We start from the raw sequence: 18,044 nt of genomic DNA on the forward strand, positions 1-18,044 counted from the left end.
GGTGTCCTCCACCGACGATCTCTGGCGGATGCTCGACCAGATCACCGGCATGCCGTGGGGCGCCGGACAGATCGCCGCGGTCGAGCAACTGGTCCAGCGGGCCGACGCCGCCGACGACCCGCACCTGGCGTTCGCGGCCCGGATGCTCGCCACCAACGCCTACGTCTACGGCGGTGAGCCGGCCAAGTCCTTCGTGACCTTCTCCTGGTGTCTGACCGAGTTCGACCGGGAACCGCGGCCCTACCACGAGCGGCACGCCCACACCCTGTTCTGGTACTTCAAGTACATGGCCAACGCGTTGGTCAATTTCCCGGCGGTGCCGCTGGTCAGGACCTACGGGGTCCTCGACGACATGGAGCGGCGCTACCGTGCCGGCGGGCACAGCGTCCAGGCGGTGCACAAGTACCGGCACCGGGTGGCCCGGCACATCGGCGCGGCCGACGAGGCCGAGGAGTGGTACCGCCAGTGGGTGACCGCGCCACGCGACCAGCTCTCCGACTGCGCCGGCTGCGACCCCACCTCGCAGGTGAGTTACCTGGCGCAGTTGGGGCGCGACGAGGAGGCGGTGGCGCTGGCCGAGCCGGTGCTGGCCGGCCGGCTGACCTGTTCCGAGCAGCCGCAGGCGATCCTGACCGCACTGATGCTGCCCTACCTGCGTACCGGCCGGACCGAGCAGGCCCGCGACGCGCACCGGCTGGCCTACCGGCGACACCGGCGGCATCTCGCCGACCTCGGCGAGATCGGCGAGCACGTCGAGTTCTGTGCCCTTACCGGCAACGACACCCGTGGGCTGGAGATCGTCGAGCGGCACCTGGAATGGCTCGACCGGGCCCCGTCACCGGCGGCCGCCATGCGGTTCGCGGCGGCCGGTGCCCTGCTGTTGGGCCGCCTCGCGACGGCCGGGCCGGCGGGCGGCGCCGCCGGTGAGCTGACCGTGCACCGCCGGGCGTACGGCGACCGGGCGGCGGCGGACGTCCCGGTCGGTGTGCTCGCCGCCGAACTCGCCGCCACCGCGAAGGAACTGGGTGCCCGGTTCGACGCCCGCAACGGCACCACCGAACAGTCCGAGCAGGTGGTGCGCTGGCTCACCGCCGAGCCGGTCGTCGACTACCTACCGCTGTCGGCCAGCCTGCGCCGCCGGGTATCGGCGCCGGGCACCGGCCCGGCTCCGGCCGCCAGCGACACCGGCACCGGCGACGTGGCGCCGGCCCGCGCGCCGTACGACGGCCCGGTGCCGGTGCCCGCCGAGGCCACCGTCGACGAACTGCTCGACCTGGCCGAAGAGTTGTGGCGTACGCACCGCCCGGCCGGAATGGCCGAGGTGCTGGCCGCCTTCGACGAGCGGTTCGCCGGCACCGACCTGCCGGCGCGGGCCCTGGCCCGCCGGTCGGAGATGCGGGCCGCGCAACTGTTCGGTGCCGGCGATCGCGCCGGTTCGATCGCCGCGAACCGGGAGGCGATGGCCCGCTACCGGGAGCTCGGCGACACCGTGCTCGCCGAGGTCGTCGCCGGACGCCTCGGCCCGCTACTGCACGAGTCGGGTTCCGCCGACGAGGGCATGGTGCTGAGCCGGGGCGCGGTCGAACACCTCGACCGGCACGGAAACGCCCGGCAGCGGGCGGCGGCCAGCCTCCGGTTGGCCGCGCTGCTGTCGAGGACGCAGGCGGGGGAGGAGGCGCTGGCACTGATCGACCGGGTCGACCTGGCCGCCGCCGACGATCCGTACCTGTCCGTCCAGGCCGCCCTGCACCGTACGCAGCTGCTCGGGCAGCTCGGCCGGCAGGAGGAGTACGGCCCGGCGGCGGAGCACGCCTACCGGGTCAGTCGCGAGCTGGGCATCTCCGAATACCTCGTCCCCGCCGCGATCTGGTACGCGCAGACGGTCGACGACCCGGCCGAACGGGTCGCGATCTGCGACGAGGCGCTGCCGGTGGCGCCGGCCGAGGCGCTGCTGCCGCTGCGGGTCACCCGGGGGCAGGCCCTGCTCGCCATCGGCCGGCCGGCCGAGGCGGTCGACGAGTTGGTCGAAGCGGTGGCGCTCTGCGTCGAGCAGGACGCCGACGGCATCGACTACCTGCGGTTCGACCTGGCCAACGCCTACCGGTTGGCCGGCCGGCTCGGTGAGGCGGCCGAGGTCGCGGAAGAGGCGGTGGCCGGACTGGACCGGGCGGGGCGGCAGGCCGACGCCGACCAGAGCCGCTACCTGCTGGCCGGCATCTACCGGGGGCTCGACGAACCGGAGCCGGCCCTGGCCCTGCTTGACCAGCTCGCCGAGAACCTCGACGGGCCGGACAACCTGCCGGGCCGGGGGCAGATGCTGGAGGAGGCCGGCGACATCCTCTACGACACCGACCGGGACGGCCTGGCCGCGCAGCGGTTCGCCGCCGCCGCCGAGGCGTACCGGCTGGCCGGGTTGCCCCAGCACGAGCTGCGGGCCCGGCGCCGGGAGGCGGCGGCCCTGCTCTGGTCGCCGGACGTCCCGGGCGCGCTGGCGGCCGTCGGTCGCGCCGAGCGGGTGGCGGCCGGCCTTACGGCGGGGGAGCCGGTGGAGCCGGCAGTGGTGTGGGAGCTGTCGATGCTCGCCGACACCGCCGCCCGGGTGTTGGCCCAGTCCGGCCAGCTTGACGAGGCGCTCGACCGGCTGGCCGGCGTACCCGACAAGCTGCGTTCGATCGAGGCGTTCGGGGAGGCGGCCCAGGTCGAGGTGTTCGGCGGCGAACTGCTGCTCGACTCCGGCCGCCCGGCGCAGGCCGAGCCGGTGTTGCGGCGGGTGCTCGGCGGGCTGCCGACCGGCTCGGATCCGGCCCGCCGTACGGCGTGGCTGCTCGCCCGGGCCCTCGACCAGTTGGACCGTCCGGCGGAGGCCGACGCGCTGCGCGCCGAGCACGGCCTGACGGCCGACGACTGAGGTTTCGGGTGTGACGAGCGACGGTGGATTCGTGGGTGAACCAGGGATTGACAAAGGGCTACGCTGACCGCGTGAGGGTGGAGCATCCGATGACATCGGCCGGCGCCGCGGACGCGGCCAGGGCAGGGGAGGCGGCCCAGCCCGCCGCCCGGCGCAGGTCCCGTCGTGACGAGATCCTGGACATCGCGGTCGGGCTCTTCGCCGCGCGCGGCTACCACGGCGTTTCGATGGACGACATCGGCTCGGCCGCCGGGGTCACCGGCCCGGCGCTCTATCACCACTTCGCCGGCAAGGAGGCGATGCTGGTCGCCGCGCTCATCCCGGTCAGCGAGAGCCTGCTCGAAGGCGGCCGCCAGCGGGTCGCCGAGCATCCCGACGACCCGGACGCGGCGTTGCAGTCCCTGGTCAACTTCCACGTCGACTTCGCGCTGGCCAATCCGGCGGTCATCGCCCTGCACCTGCACGAGCTGGACCGCCTGCCCGACGAACCGCGCCGGCAGATCCGGCGGTTGCAGCGGCTCTACGTGGAGGAGTGGGTGACCGTGCTGACCGGGCTGCATCCCGGGCTGGTCGCCGCGGAGAGTCGGGTGCTCGCGCACGCCGCGTTCGGTCTGATGAACTCCACGCCGTTCCTCGGCGGCGAGGTCGACCGGCAGCGGCGGGCCAGCTTGCTGCGCGCCGCGACACTGGCCGCGCTGCGTGCCGCCAGCGATTCTTGATCCACGGCCTCGGCGTGATCTTCTGATCATCCGTTGCCGGACGCCTGTTTCAACGAGGAAAGGGCATCAATGATCGAGTCGCTGCTCGTCGCCAACCGGGGCGAGATCGCCCGCCGGATCATCCGTACCGCCCGCCGGCTGGGCGTGCGGGCGATCGCGGTGCACTCCGACGCCGACGCGGACCTGCCGTTCGTGACCGAGGCCGACGAGGCGGTCTGCGTCGGGCCGGCCAACCCCGCGCTGAGCTACCGCAACACCGAAGCGATCATGGCCGCGGCGAAGGACACCGGTGCCCAGGCGATCCACCCCGGCTACGGCTTCCTGTCGGAGAACGCCGACTTCGCCCGTACCGTCTCCGACGCCGGCCTGGTCTGGGTCGGCCCGGGCGCCGACGCGATCACCGCGATGGGCGACAAGATCAATGCCCGCAACCTGATGGCGGCGGCCGGCGTCCCGGTCGCCGCCGGCACCACCGATCCGGCCGGGACGGTCGAGGCGGCGCTCGACGCGGCGACCACCATCGGCTACCCCGTCATGGTCAAGGCCGCCGCCGGCGGGGGCGGCATGGGCATGGGCGTCGCCGTCGACGAGGCCGCCCTGCGCGGCGAGTACGAGAAGGTGCGCGGCTTCGCCGAGCGGATGTTCGGCGACGGTTCGGTGCTGATCGAGCGCTTCTTTCCCCGGGTACGCCACGTCGAGGTGCAGATCCTCGGCCTGGCCGACGGCCGGGTGGTGGCGCTCGGCGAGCGGGAGTGCTCGGTGCAGCGCCGCAACCAGAAGCTGGTCGAGGAGTCGCCGTCGCCAGCGGTGACCCCGCAGCTGCGCGAACGCTTCCTGGCCGCGGCCGTACGGGCCGGCGAGGCGGTCGGCTACCGCAACGCGGGTACGGTCGAATGCCTGCTCGATCCGGCCAGCGGCGAGTTCTTTTTCCTGGAGATGAACACCCGGCTCCAGGTCGAGCACCCGGTGACCGAGCTGGTCTACGGGGTCGATCTGGTCGAGGAGCAGCTGCGGGTGGCGGCGGGGCTGCCGCCGACCTTCGACCCCGACGCGCTGACCGCCCGGGGGCACGCGATCGAGCTGCGGATCAACGCCGAGGACCCGAAGCGGTTCCTGCCCGGCCCGGGCGCGGTGAAGACCTGGATCGAGCCGGTCGGCGAGGGCGTACGCGTCGACGCCGGCTACGTGGCGGGCAACACCGTCACCCCGTTCTACGACTCCCTGCTGGCCAAGCTGATCGTGTACGGCGCCGACCGGGCGCAGGCGCTGGAGCGGGCCCGGGCGGCGGTGGCCGGGTTCGAGGTGGCCGGCCCGAAGTGCAACCTGCCGTTCTTCGCCGAGCTGCTCGACAACGCCGAGTTCGTCTCTGGCGACTACGACACCGGCATCGTCGCCCGCATGCGCTGACCGTCCCGCATTCCCGGTGGGTGCGCGCGTTGATCAAGGACTAGTTGCGCCCCGAACCTGGCGAAACGGGCACGACTAGTCCTTGATCACGTCGCAGGCAGTGCGGTGCGGTTATATGGACGGTGAGCACAGGGAGGTGCGCGTCGATGGGCGAGTTGCCGGCGAAGGTATCGATCCGCGAGGTGGGTCCGCGCGACGGGTTGCAGAACGAGGACCCGGTGCCGACCGGGGCCAAGATCAGGCTCCTGGACGCACTGTCGGGCACCGGGGTGGGCCGGATCGAGGCGGTCTCGTTCGTGCACCCCAAGGCGATCCCGCAGATGGCCGACGCCGACGAGGTCTGGTCCGGTGCCACCCCGGTCGACGGGGTCCGCTACTCGGCGCTGGTGCCGAACTCGCGGGGCGCGCAGCGTGCGCTGGCCGCCGGGTTCACCGAGGTCGAGGTGGTGGTCTCGGCCAGCGACACGCACAACCGGCGCAACGTCAACCGGTCGACGGCCGAGTCGCTCGACGACATCGCCGGACTGATCACGCTGCTGCACGACGCGGGTGCCACCGCCGAGGTGATCGTGGCGACCAGCTTCGGCTGCCCGTACGAGGGGGACGTCGACCCGGCCCGGGTGGCCGGGATCGTCGACCGGGTGGTCGCCGACGGGGCCGACCGGGTCGCGTTCGGCGACACGACGGGCATGGGCACGCCGCGCCGGGTCCGCGAGCTGGTCACCGCTGTCCGTGACCGGCAGCCCGACGTGCCGATGCTGCTGCACTTCCACAACACCCGGGGTACGGCACTGGCGAACCTGCTGGCCGCGCTGGAGCTGGGGGTGACCGAGTTCGATGCCAGTGTCGGCGGGCTGGGCGGCTGCCCGTACGCACCCGGGGCCAGCGGGAACGTGGCCACCGAGGAGGTGGTGCACATGCTCCATGACATGGGGGTCGACACCGGGATCGATCTCGACCGGCTGATCGAGGTCGCGGCGTACGCCGAGGAGATCGTCGGCCGTCAGTTGCCGTCCGGGGTGTTGCGGGCCGGTCCGCGTACACGTCTCGGGTAGTTCGGAGTTTTTCCAAATGGCGGCGTGACCCCTCGGGGATCTCTTCGTTACCAATTGCAGTGGCGGTCATAACGGATCTAATCCGGGCAGATCGCCACAGAATTTGGTCGACGACGAGAGGCGGAACATGATCCGGTCGGAGGTCGAGCGCAACCAGCGCACGGCGTCGCGGCCGACGCGTGTTCCTTCGACCGCACCGTCCAGCCGGACGGGGCGTACCGACCGCATCCGGTCCGCGGCGCGGACCGGGCTGCGTGCGCTCGTCGTCGGTGGATTCGCCGGAGCGGCCTGGCTGCTCTGCGGTGCCGCCGCGCACGCCGCGCAGGCGGACACCCACTCCGTGGACGACCAGGCGTCGTCGCTCGTCTCGCTCACCCCGCTCGTCGGGGTGCCGGAGGAGTCGACGCCGCTCGTCCCGGTCACCGACACCCTGGGCACGGCCTCCGGCTCGCTGCTCGGGACCACGTCGACGCTCGCCGGCGACCTGCTGGCTCCCGCGGACGGCGTGACCTCGGTGGTCCTGCCCGGCGGGACCACCACGACCGCCGACCCGGTCACGAACTCCCCGGCCAGCGGGCCGGGGGGTGGCGTGCCGGCCGGCGACCCGGCGACCATCGCCGGTGCCTCGGGCGGCTCTGCCACCGCGGCACCGGCGCGGGACGCCACACCGACCCGGTCGGCGTCGGGCGCCAGTGGCGTCACCGGCGTGATCGGTGTCGTCGACGGGTTGGTCGCTCCGCTCGGGCTCACCGATGCGCTGACCGGCCCGGCGGGTCTGCTCACCCCGCTCACCTCGGCGATCGACCCGGTCGTCGCCCCGCTCGACTTCGTCCTCGCCCCGGTCACCGCCCTGCTGTCCGCCGTGACAGCGCCGGTCGCCGACGCGGTGGGCGGACTCCGGGCGGGCGGCACCGGAGACCTTCCCGGGGTCGCGGAAGAGCCTGGACGGTCCGGGGTCCCCGGTTCCGACGCCATCCGTACGCCCGTAACGGGAACGGCCGCCGGCGACGGCATGGCGGAGGCAGGTACCGGAACCGTCCACTCCGTACTGCGGCAGTACGCCGGTACGGACCAGCGCCCGGCCGCTGCGGCGGTCGCGCGTACGGGTGCCGGTCAGGCACCTGACCTGCCCGCCCCGGTCCGGGGTTATCTCGGTTCGGCAGGGCACGGGATTCCGGCGGGTGCCGGATCCCCCTCGGAGGGCGGCGCCTTCGCCGTGATCCCCTCCGCGGTCGCCGGCAACCCGGTGGCGTTCCACCGGCTCCCGGTTTCGACCGAGGTCGAGGCGCTCGGCATCGTCGCCGAGTCCCCGACCTTCTCGCCCGACTAGGGGCGACACCCCGACCCGTCGGTCCGACGGGCACGGGTGCGGCCGCCGCGCCGCCCGGGTCGTACGACCCACCCAAGCGGCCCGGCCCGACATTCCGCCGCCGATGAATGCGGCAACTCCACGAAACACAGGCACGGCAGGGCGCGCGTCGACAGGCGGCAAAGGCAGACGGTTGGCAACAACCGGGCCAGCACCGCCGCGCCCGAAAACAAATGCGACACCTCCGGAAAGGGTAGAGCTCGCCTCGATTCCGGAATCAAAACTGAATTCGAATGACATTCTTCTGAAAATTACCGAGAGGCTTTTACCTCACCATGAAGACGTGGGTTCGTAAGTCCCTGAGCGTTGGCGTCCTGGCCGCGGGTGGTCTGCTCCTCACCCAGACCGCCGCGTCGGCCGACGTGATCACGGGCAACAACTTCGGCATCGGCAACGGCACCCAGGCCGTCGCGCCGGTCCAGGCCGTGGTCGACGTCTGCGGCAACGGGGTCGCCGGGGCGGCCGGTGTCTCCTTCGCGGCCTGCGACGGCGGCGCCTCGGCCACCAACGAGGGCGTCGGCGACGTCGTCAGCTTCGACAACTACGGGATCGGCAACGGCACCCAGGCCGTCGCGCCGGTCCAGGCCGTCGCCGACGTCTGCGGCAACGGCGTGTCGGGCGTGGGCGGCGTGGCCTTCGCGGCCTGCGACGGTGGCGCGGACGCCTCGATGGGCGAGGAGAACGGTAACGGGGGCGGCTACTACTCCGCCCGCGAGGCCACGACCGAGCGGACCGAGGGCCGTTGGGACAAGGCCGCGACGAACATCGTCTCCTCCGGCAACTACGGAATCCTGAACGGGACCCAGGTCTACGCCCCGATCCAGACCGTGATCAATGTGTGCGGCCTGGCCATCCCGGCGCTGGGCGGGGTCGCCTTCGCCGAGTGCGACGGTGGCGCGAGCGCCGAGCAGGAGAGCACCCGGCTCGAGGGGCGTCGCGGCGGCGGCACCAACATGGTCTCGACCGGCAACTACGGGATCGGCAACGGCACCCAGGTGTACGCCCCGGTGCAGACCGTGATCGACGTGTGCGGCAACAGCGTCGCCGGGCTGGGCGGGGTCTCCTTCGCGGCCTGCGACGGCGGCGCGAGCGCCGAGAACGAGAGCCGTGGCGGCACCACGATGCTGACCAGCGACAACTACGGCATCGGCAACGGCACCCAGGCGTACACGCCGATCCAGCTCGTGGGTGAGCTCAGCGGCAACGCGGTCTCGGCCGCCGGTGGCGTGGCCTTCGCGGGCAGCGAGGGTGGCGCGTCCGCCGAGCTGGAGTCGACCTCGAAGGAAGAGGCGCTGCCGATCCTGGACAGCCTGCCCGTCGTCGCCGGCCTGCCGGTCGTCGGCAGCCTGGGCAAGGGTGTGCCGGCCGTCGCCGACACCAACCTGGGCACCAAGAAGCCGGCCCGCACCACGGCCGCGGCCGAGGAGGGCTACGGCTCCAACGGCGGTGGCGTCGACCTGATCACCATGGGCAACTACGGGATCGGCAACGGCACCCAGGTCTTCGCCCCGGTGCAGACCGTGGCGAACGTGAGCGGCAACGCGGTCGCCGGCGCCGGTGGTGTCGCGTTCGCGGCGAGCGAGGGCGGGGCTTCGGCCGAGCAGTGAGCCGTCCGGGCACTCACCCGAACCGAGGGTGATCCGGCCTGACGTATGACGAAGGGGCCTCCGGTACCACCGGAGGCCCCTTCCGTCGTACCCGGTCGGGTACGCTAACGATCGTTCAGTTCACTGCGGGCAGGGGAGTCGGCGTGACGCTCGACGGCGAGGCACTGGAGCAGCTCCGCAAGCGGGTCCGGGCCGGTGGCGCGGAGAAATACCACGCCGCGAACGCGGCCAAGGGCAAGCTTTTCGCCCGCGAACGGATCGCGCTGCTCGTCGACGAGGACACCTTCGTCGAGGACGGGCTCTACGCCAACGCCGGCGCCGAGGGACTGCCCGCCGACGGGGTCGTCACCGGCACGGCCGAGATCGACGGCCGGCAGGTCTGCCTGATGGCCAACGACTCCACGGTGAAGGCCGGCAGCTGGGGCGCCCGCACGGTCGAGAAGATCATCCGGATCATCGAGCGGGCGTACGACGCCGGGCTGCCGATGGTCTATCTGGTCGACTCCGCCGGGGCCCGGATCACCGACCAGGTCGACCTGTTCCCCGGCCGGCGCGGCGCCGGCAAGATCTTCTGGAACCAGGTCCGCGCCTCCGGCTCCATCCCGCAGGTCTGCGCACTGTTCGGCCCGTCGGCCGCCGGTGGCGCCTACATCCCGGCGTTCTGCGACGTGGTCGCCATGGTCGAGGGCAACGCCAGCATGTATCTCGGCTCGGACCGGATGGTCGAGATGGTCACCGGGGAGAAGACCACGCTGGAGGCGATGGGCGGCGCGAAGGTCCACTGTGCCGAGTCTGGGGTCGGTCACTTCCTGTGCAAGACCGAGGCCGACGCGCTCGACGTCGTCCGGCGCTACCTGTCCTACCTGCCGGCCAACTGGACCCAGCGGCCGCCGGCCGCCACCGCCGCGCCCGCGCCGTCCAACGTGGATCTCGCCGCGCTGGTGCCGGCCAGCGAGCGGCAGGCGTTCGACATGCGCCGCTACGCCAAGGGCCTGCTCGACGAGGGATCGTTCCTGGAGATCCAGGCACTGTGGGCCAAGGAGCTGACCATCGGGTTCGGCCGCCTCGACGGCGAGGTGGTCGGCGTGGTCGCCAACAACTCGATGTTCAAGGGCGGCGTGCTCTTCGTCGACTCCGCCGACAAGGCGGCCCGCTTCGTGCAGCTCTGCGACGCCTTCAACGTGCCGCTGCTGTTCCTGTCCGACGTACCCGGGTTCATGGTCGGCACGGCCGTGGAGAAGCAGGGCATCATCCGGCACGGCGCCAAGATGATCACCGCGATCTCCGAGGCGACCGTACCCAAGATCTGTGTCGTGGTCCGCAAGGCGTACGGCGCCGGCCTCTACGCGATGGCCGGCCCGGGCTTCGAGCCGGACGCCACCATCGCGCTGCCCACCGCGAAGATCGCCGTGATGGGCGCGGAGGCCGCCGTCAACGCCGTCTACGCCAACAAGATCGCGGCGATCGCCGACCCGGACGAGCGGGCGGCCTTCGTGGCCGCCCGGCGCGAGGAGTACGAGCGCGACATCGACATCGTCCGGCTGGCGAGCGAACTCGTCGTGGACACCATCGTCGAACCTGCCGACCTGCGCGCCGAACTCGTCCGGCGATTCGCCGCCGCCCGCCACAAGGACCGCGGCTTCTCGCGGCGCCGGCACGGCGTCACCCCCGTCTGACCCCCGGCGCGGCGTCACGAGCCCCGCGCCGGTTTCCCCAGCAACACCTGCCAGGAGGAACCGATGGACTTCAGGCTCACCGAGGAGCACGAGGCACTGCGGAGCAGCGTTCGGGAGTTCGCCCACGAGGTGGTGGCGCCGGTCATCGCCGAGCACTACGAGAACCACACCTTCCCGTACGAGGTCGTCCGGCAGATGGGGAAGATGGGGCTGTTCGGCCTGCCGTTCCCCGAGGAGCACGGCGGGATGGGCGGTGACTACTTCGCCCTCTGCCTGGCCCTGGAGGAACTGGCCCGGGTCGACTCGAGCGTGGCGATCACCCTGGAGGCCGCCGTCTCGCTGGGCGCGATGCCCATCCACCGCTTCGGTAGCGACGCCCAGAAGGCCCGCTGGCTGCCGATGCTGACCAGCGGCGAGGCGCTGGCCGCCTTCGGCCTCACCGAGCCGGGCTTCGGCTCCGACGCCGGCGGTACGGCGACCCGCGCCGTCCTCGACGGCGACCACTGGGTGATCAACGGGTCGAAGGCGTTCATCACCAACTCCGGCACCGACATCACCGCGCTGGTGACCGTCACCGCCGTCACCGGGACCAACCCCGACGGGTCCAAGGAGCTGTCGACCATCATCGTGCCGTCCGGCACCCCCGGCTTCACCGTCCAGCCGGGCTATTCCAAGGTCGGCTGGTGCGCCTCCGACACCCACGAGCTGTCCTTCGACGACTGCCGGGTGCCGGCGGAGAACCTGCTCGGTGAGCGCGGCCGGGGCTTCGCCCAGTTCCTGCGCATCCTCGACGAGGGCCGCATCGCCATCGCCGCGCTCGGCGTCGGCCTGGCCCAGGGCTGCGTCGACGAATCGATCAAGTACGCCAGGGAGCGGCACGCCTTCGGCCGGCCGATCGGCAACTTCCAGGCCATCCAGTTCAAGATCGCCGACATGGAGATGCGGGCGCACACCGCCCGGCTGGCCTACTACGACGCGGCGGCCCGGATGCTGGCCGGCGCCGACTTCAAGCGCCAGGCCGCCATCGCCAAGCTGCTCTCCAGCGAAACCGCCGTCGACAACGCCCGGGAGGCGACCCAGATCCACGGCGGGTACGGCTTCATGAACGAGTTCCCGGTCGCCCGGTTCTGGCGTGACTCGAAGATCCTGGAGATCGGCGAGGGCACGTCCGAGGTGCAGCGCATGATCATCGCGAGGGACCTCGGGCTGTAACGGGGGTGGCAATTTCCGCCGAAAGCTGGCTGGTTCGACCGAAAGCTGACTGGCGGAGCCGACCGGTTTGGTGCTTCCATCACCCGGGGTGACGCGGGCATCGCGTCCCCGGGTGCGCGGGCGACGTACGCCGGCGCGGTGTTCGCCACGGAGGAACCCGGTCATGTTCGCTGCTCTCGGACGGTTGATGTGGCGCTGGCGCTGGCCCGTCCTGGGCGGTTGGCTGGTCCTCGTCCTGGCCGGCGCCGTCCTCGGCGGCCAGGTCTTCGACCGGCTCGGCGCGACCGACAGCCTGCGCGCCGACGCCGAGTCGCAGCGTGCCGAGCGGCGGGTCAAGGAACTGCTGCCCGAGGGCACCACCGTCGTCGCGGTCGTACGCGACCGTGAGATCTACGACCCGCCGCTGGTCGAGAGCGTCACCCGGATCACGAACGAGATCCGCGACCTGCCCGGCGTGATCGAGGTCGACGACGTCTACAACTCGGCCGGCGGCCAGATCGGCGCCGACAACTCCAGCAGCCTGGTCGTCGTCGAACTCGCCGACGAACTGCCGGACGCCGAACGCGAGCGGCTCGAGGACCAGGTCGTCGCCCTGCTGCGCGGCATCGACGCCCCCGAGGTGCTGGTCGGCGGCGAGAAACTCGCCGAGCGGGCCTTCGCCGACCAGGCGATCCGCGACGCCACGATCGGCGAGTCGATCGCCCTCGTCGTGCTGCTCGTCGCGCTGGTCGTCATCCTCGGCGGGTTCGTCGCCGGGGTGATCCCGCTGGCCGCCGCGCTCGGCGCCGTCGCCGTCACGCTGCTCGGCCTGCTCGGCCTGGCCACCGTCATGCAGGTCAGCGAGTTCGCCGTCAACGTGGTCACGCTGCTCGGCATCGGGCTCGCCGTCGACTACGCGCTGCTGCTGATCGCCCGGTTCCGCGAGGAACGTGCCGCCGACCCCGACGCGCCACCGGCCGAACTGCTCGCCCGGACGACCGCCACCGCCGGTCGGGCCGTACTCGTCTCCGGCCTTGCCGTCGGCGCCGCCATGGTCGGGCTCTTCGCCTTCGCCGAGCCGCTGCTCGCCGCGATGGCGCTCGGCGGCGCGCTGGTCGTCGTACTCGCGACCCTGGTCGGGCTCACCGCGGTGCCGGCACTGATCGCCGTCGGCCACCGGCGTATCCCCGCTCCCGGTGCCGACACCCGGATCAGCCGGGTGGTCGCCACCGTCACCGGCCCGGTGCGCCGGCTCCTCTCCCGCCGTAACCCCGTTCCGGCCGGTGCCGCCCGCCGGGCCGCCGCCGGTCAGGGCGCCCCGGGTACGCCCGACGGACTGCTCGCCCGGCTCGCCGGCTACGCACAGCGCCGCCCGAAGCCGGTGGCGATCGGCGTCTCGCTGGTGCTGCTCCTGCTCGCCGCCCCGTTTGTGTTTGGCGCCAACCTCGCCAACTCCGACGCCCGCGCGCTGCCCGCGTCGATGGAGGCCCGGCAGGTGCACGACGTGGTGCTGCGCGACTTCCAGGCCGGCCGCGCCGCGCCGGTCGTCGTGGTCGTCGAGACCGACCCGGCCACCGCGGCCGTACGCGACCTGCTGAACCAGCTCAACACCATGCCGAACGTGATCCGGATGCAGCCCCGGCCCGACGTGCCGGGCAACGCCGCCGTGATCGACGTGACCCCGGAGGGGGAGACCGGCGGCCCGGCGTCCCGCGAGGTCGTCCGCCAGATCCGGGAACTGGACACCCCGTTCCCGATCCTGGTCGGCGGTCCGGCGGCCGAACTGGTCGACTACCAGTCGTCGGTGACGTCCCGGCTGCCGCTGGCCGTGCTGGTGCTGCTGCTGGCCACCGCCGTACTGATGTTCGCCCTGACCGGCTCGGTGGTGATCCCGGTCAAGGCGCTGCTGATGAACGTGCTGACCCTGCTCGCCACCCTCGGCCTGCTGGTCGTCGTCTTCCAGTGGGGGATCGGCGCCCCGCTGATCGGCGTCGAGTCGTGGGGGGCCATCGACCTGACCACGCCGATCCTGCTCTTCGTCTTCGTGTTCGGCCTGACCATGGACTACGAGGTGTTCCTGCTCGGCCGGATCCGCGAAGAGTGGACCCGCTGGTCGGGCCGGCACACGCCGCAGGCCCGTGCCCAGGCCAGCGACCGGGCCGTGCTGGACGGCATCCGGCACACCGGCCCGGTGGTGACGGCGGCCGCGGTCTGCATCACGATCGTGTTCCTCGGCTTCCTGCTCGGCGAACTGACCGCGGTCAAGGAGATCGGGTTCGGCATGGCGGTCGCCGTGATCCTCGACGTCACCGTCGTACGGGGGCTGCTGCTGCCCGCGCTGATGAGCCTGCTCGGCGAATGGAACTGGTGGGCGCCCGCGCCGTTGCGCCGCCTGCACGAGCGGCTGTTCGCCGACCGTACGGTGACCCCGGCGGTGGCACTGGCCGGAAGCGACGCCGGCCGGAAAACCGCGGTCGGTCGGGCCACCCCGCCGTCGCCCCGGGTCCCGGCGGCACCGGGTTCCGCCGGGGCGGAAACCGGCGGCGGCGCCCGCGCCACGGCCGAGGAGAGCGCCAACCGCTGACCCGCCCAGCCGTCGCCGTCAACCTTCTGTCGGGTATCCGCGTCAGTCTCGGTCGGCACCGCGACGCTCGGCTCCACAGGGTCCGGCCACTGCGTACCCTTCCGACCCATGACCCTCCCGGATCATGACGACTGCGACCCGAACGGGCAGTCGACCGATCCGTCCGCCCAGGGCCGTGACCAGGGCGTGGCCGGTTTCGACGAGTTGCTTCGCCAGCGCCGTCTCGCGGCCGGACTGACCCAGGCCGACCTGGCCGCCCGTGCCGGCATCGGCGTACGCACCGTCCGCGACCTCGAACGCGGCCGGTCGTCCCGGCCCCAGCGGACCACCGTCGCGCTGCTCGCCACCGCGCTCGGCCTGACCGGAGCCGACCGGGACGCCTTTCTGGTCGCCGCCCGTGGTGCCACCGCGCTTCCGGCATCGACCGCCAGCGGTGCGCCGGCCGACGGCGGACCGACCACCGCGCCGGCGGCCGAGCCCGTACCGCACACCTTCGGGCTGCCCGCGCCCGTGAAACTGGTCGGCCGGGACACCGACGTGGCCGAACTCGCCGACCTGATCACCGCCGGCCCGGCGGCGGGCATCGTCAACCTGGTCGGGCTCGCCGGGGTCGGCAAGACCGGGCTGGCCCTGGCCGTCGGCGAGCGGCTCGGCGCCGCCCACCCCGGTGGTGTGGCCGGGATAGTGGTCACCGAGGAGTCCTCGCCCGGGGAGGTGCTCGCCGCGATCGCGACCGTCTTCGGCGTCGGCCGGTCCGCGGACCTCGCCGCCCGGCTCGCCGGTGCGCCCGCGTTGCTGGTCGTCGACGCCGTCGAACGGGCCCCCGACGCGGTCGCCGAGATCCTGCGGTCCCTCGCCACGTCAGCACCCACGCTGCGGATCCTCGCCACCGGGCGGCACCCGGTCGGCGTACCCGGCGAGCGGGTCTGGCCGGTCGCCCCGCTGGAGGTGCCACCGGTCGAGGCCGGCACCGATCTCGCGTCGGTCGCCCGCTACCCGGCGGCCGTACTCTTCCTGGCCCGGCTACGCCAGGTACGCCGGGACCCGCTCGACCCCGGTGAGGTCAGGGCCCTGGCCGACCTCGTACGACGGCTCGGCGGCCTGCCCCTCGCCCTCGAACTCGCCGCCGCCCGGGGCCGCGTCCTCGACCTGAACGAAATGCTCGACCGGTACGGCGACCGGGTGCTCGACCTCGCCAGCCGACCGGCCACCCGGGAGGCGGTCGCCGTCAGCCTGCGTGACGCGGTGGCCGCCAGCTACCGGCTGCTCGAACCCGGGGAGCAGGCGGCGCTGCGCCGGCTCTCGGCGTTCCGTAACCGCTGGTCGGTCGAACTGGGCGAGGCGATGCTGGCCGACGTGTCCGGCCCGGACGGCCAGCCGGTCGGCACCGCCGACCAGGTGCCGTTGCTCGACCGGCTGGTCGCGCTCGGACTGCTCAGCGTGCGTGGCTCCGGTCCGTACCGGTTCCGGCTGCTCGACGTCGTACGGGACTTCGCCGTCGAACAGGCGGCGGCGATGGGGGAGACGACGGCCATCCGGCGTCGGCACGCGACGATCTTCGCCCGGCTGGCCGGCCGGATCGCCGGTGAACTCAGCGGAGCGAACCTGCCGGCCGGGGTCGGGCGGCTCGACGAGGTGAGCAGCGACCTGTCGGCCGCGCTCGCCCACTCGGCGAACGACGACCCGCACACCGCGCTCTTCCTCGCGTCCCGGCTACCCCGCTGGTGGCGGTTCCGGGGCCGCGACGTCGCCGGCCGGCAGTGGCTGCGCCGGGTCCTCGACGATCCGCGTACGGCCGACGCCGACCCGACGACCCGCGCCTGGGCCAAGGTCGGGCTCGGGCAGCTCGCCGCCGAGCACCACGCCGGCCGGCAGGAGCTGCCGGCGATCCAGGAGGCGCTGGCCACCTTCCAGGAGGTGGGTGACGTGTCGGGGGAGCTGGCCGCCCACACGATCCTCTGTCGGGTGTGGACGGCCGCCGGCGGCTACGACCGGGCCCGCCGGCACGGTGAGGCGGTGCTCGCGCTCGCCAACCGCAGCGGCCGGGTACGGGACCTGGCGGTGGCGCAGAACAACCTGACCTGGCACGAGATCCGGGTCGGTGACCTGCGGGCGGCCCGGCGCCGGCTGGCCGCCGTAGACCAGTTGGCGGCCCAGTGCGGCGACGACCGGCTGCGGGCGTTGACCGTGGCGAACCTCGCCGAGGTCGCCCGGCTGGACGGCCGGTACGCCGACGCGGTGACCCTCGGCCGGCGGGCCAGTGCGGCCCTGGCCGACCTCGGCGACCCCGGACACCGGCGGCGGGTGCTCGGTACGGTCGGGTTGGCGCTGGCCCAGGACGATCGGCTGGGCGAGGCGTCGGCGGTGCTGGCGGAGTTACGGGCCGGACCGGCGGGTGCGCTGGCCGAGCCGGGTCCGGCGGACGGGCCGGACCCGGGGGCGATCCGGGAACTTCCGGCCGGCTACGGCGCCTGTGCCTCGATCGAGGCCACCATCGCGCTGCGGCGTGGCGACCGGGAACTCGCCGCCGAGTGGTACGCGGTGGCCGCGCGGACGTACGCCAGCGGCCACGACCTTCGGGATGTGGCGGAAGCCCTGGTGGGACTGGTGGCCACGACGGACGACCCACCGGAGCGGACAGCGGTGCGCGACCGGCTGGCGGCGGTCTGCGTCGAGGGTGGGATCACGTTGTTGCCAGGGGAGCGGGCGCTGATCCGCTCGTCGGGTGGGGTTCCGCGCCGCAACGGTACGGCCGCCCCCGCCCAGTGACCGGGTGGTCGACCCGGCGCGGACGACCGGCGCTGGCCGCCTTTCGGCTGGCCGGCGCCGGTCGTCGACGCGCCCCCGGTTGACGCGGGCGGAATCGCCCCCCAGCGGAGCCGTCGGCTCCCGCGCCCGCGTCGCACCCCCCGTGCTGTCTGTGTTCGGTGCACTGTAGTTGGCTGATACGGGTGTTCTGTCCAGTTGCTAGGTGTTTGAGGTCTGCCCCGAACAGTTCTGCCGGTCTTTCTGCCGGTGACCGGATCTAGGCGGCGGAATCCGGGCAGTGGCCCCGTTCCGCCGTGCCCGCCGTCGCCCCGGGATGCACCGCGTCGCGTACGGCGCGCAGCGAGTCGAGCATGCCGGCGAGCGCTTCCGGGCTGAGTTGACCGGTGAACCACTGGCGGATCAGTTCGAGGTGACCGGGGAGAACCTCGCTCAGCCGGGCGAGCCCGGCGTCCGTGATCGCGGCATAGGAACTGCGCCGGTCGGAGGGGCAGGCCCGCCGGCAGAGCAGCCCGTCGCGTTCCATCCGGTCGACCACCCGGGTGACGCCACTGGTGGACAGTGTGGTCTGGGCGGCGAGGTCGGTCATCCTGAGTTGCTGGCCGGGAGACCGGGCGAGGCGCATGAGTACCTCGAACTCGACCGGGGAGAGGTCGTGCTCCTCGAACTGGGTCGCGAACCGCGCGGCCAGACCGGCGTACGCCTCCATGAAGAGGCCCATCGCGGTAAGCCGGAAGTCGTCCAGCGGGTTCTCGGTCACGG

Annotated in this window: 11 protein-coding genes; 10 read left to right on the forward strand and 1 reads right to left on the reverse strand. The window is 72.8% G+C overall.

The annotated features are described in order from the left end of the window. The first annotated feature begins 1 nt into the window (after nt 1). From AB0I42_RS07930 to AB0I42_RS07975, 10 genes are all read left to right on the forward strand, one after another. On the forward strand, nt 2–2,908 hold the full coding sequence (locus AB0I42_RS07930) for a hypothetical protein (RefSeq protein WP_357535203.1): 2,907 nt from the start codon (nt 2–4) through the stop codon (nt 2,906–2,908). Between the two features lie 89 nt (nt 2,909–2,997). Continuing rightward, nucleotides 2,998–3,627, forward strand: coding sequence for a helix-turn-helix domain-containing protein (locus AB0I42_RS07935; RefSeq protein WP_357535205.1), 630 nt, complete (start codon nt 2,998–3,000; stop codon nt 3,625–3,627). A 69-nt stretch (nt 3,628–3,696) separates the two neighbouring features. Continuing rightward, nucleotides 3,697–5,034: a biotin carboxylase N-terminal domain-containing protein gene (locus tag AB0I42_RS07940; protein WP_357535207.1), complete on the forward strand. Its 1,338-nt coding sequence runs from the start codon at nt 3,697–3,699 to the stop codon at nt 5,032–5,034. Nucleotides 5,035–5,180: 146 nt separating this feature from the next. Next, complete coding sequence (locus AB0I42_RS07945) at nt 5,181–6,089, forward strand: hydroxymethylglutaryl-CoA lyase (protein ID WP_357535209.1); 909 nt, start codon at nt 5,181–5,183, stop codon at nt 6,087–6,089. Nucleotides 6,090–6,216: 127 nt separating this feature from the next. Beyond that, a complete protein-coding gene (locus tag AB0I42_RS07950; RefSeq protein WP_357535211.1) occupies nt 6,217–7,419 on the forward strand; it encodes a hypothetical protein in 1,203 nt (400 codons plus the stop codon). Between the two features lie 314 nt (nt 7,420–7,733). Continuing rightward, complete coding sequence (locus tag AB0I42_RS07955; protein WP_357535213.1) at nt 7,734–9,065, forward strand: hypothetical protein; 1,332 nt, start codon at nt 7,734–7,736, stop codon at nt 9,063–9,065. 143 nt (nt 9,066–9,208) lie between these two features. Then, complete coding sequence (locus AB0I42_RS07960; protein ID WP_357535214.1) at nt 9,209–10,741, forward strand: acyl-CoA carboxylase subunit beta; 1,533 nt, start codon at nt 9,209–9,211, stop codon at nt 10,739–10,741. 63 nt (nt 10,742–10,804) lie between these two features. After that, entirely contained in the window at nt 10,805–11,953 is a 1,149-nt protein-coding gene (locus AB0I42_RS07965) for an acyl-CoA dehydrogenase family protein (protein WP_357535216.1), read from the forward strand. 163 nt (nt 11,954–12,116) lie between these two features. Next, nucleotides 12,117–14,516 (forward strand): MMPL family transporter, encoded by a 2,400-nt coding sequence (locus tag AB0I42_RS07970; RefSeq protein WP_357535218.1) that lies wholly within the window; start codon nt 12,117–12,119, stop codon nt 14,514–14,516. Between the two features lie 108 nt (nt 14,517–14,624). Beyond that, on the forward strand, nt 14,625–17,285 hold the full coding sequence (locus AB0I42_RS07975) for a helix-turn-helix domain-containing protein (protein ID WP_357535220.1): 2,661 nt from the start codon (nt 14,625–14,627) through the stop codon (nt 17,283–17,285). 256 nt (nt 17,286–17,541) lie between these two features. Here the strand turns inward: AB0I42_RS07975 and AB0I42_RS07980 are convergent, their stop codons facing one another. Then, complete coding sequence (locus AB0I42_RS07980; RefSeq protein ID WP_357535221.1) at nt 17,542–18,042, reverse strand: MarR family transcriptional regulator; 501 nt, start codon at nt 18,040–18,042, stop codon at nt 17,542–17,544. Between the last annotated feature and the right edge of the window lie 2 nt (nt 18,043–18,044).

The sequence above is a fragment of the Polymorphospora sp. NPDC050346 genome, assembly GCF_040655695.1.
GTDB classification, from domain to species: domain Bacteria; phylum Actinomycetota; class Actinomycetes; order Mycobacteriales; family Micromonosporaceae; genus Polymorphospora; species Polymorphospora lycopeni.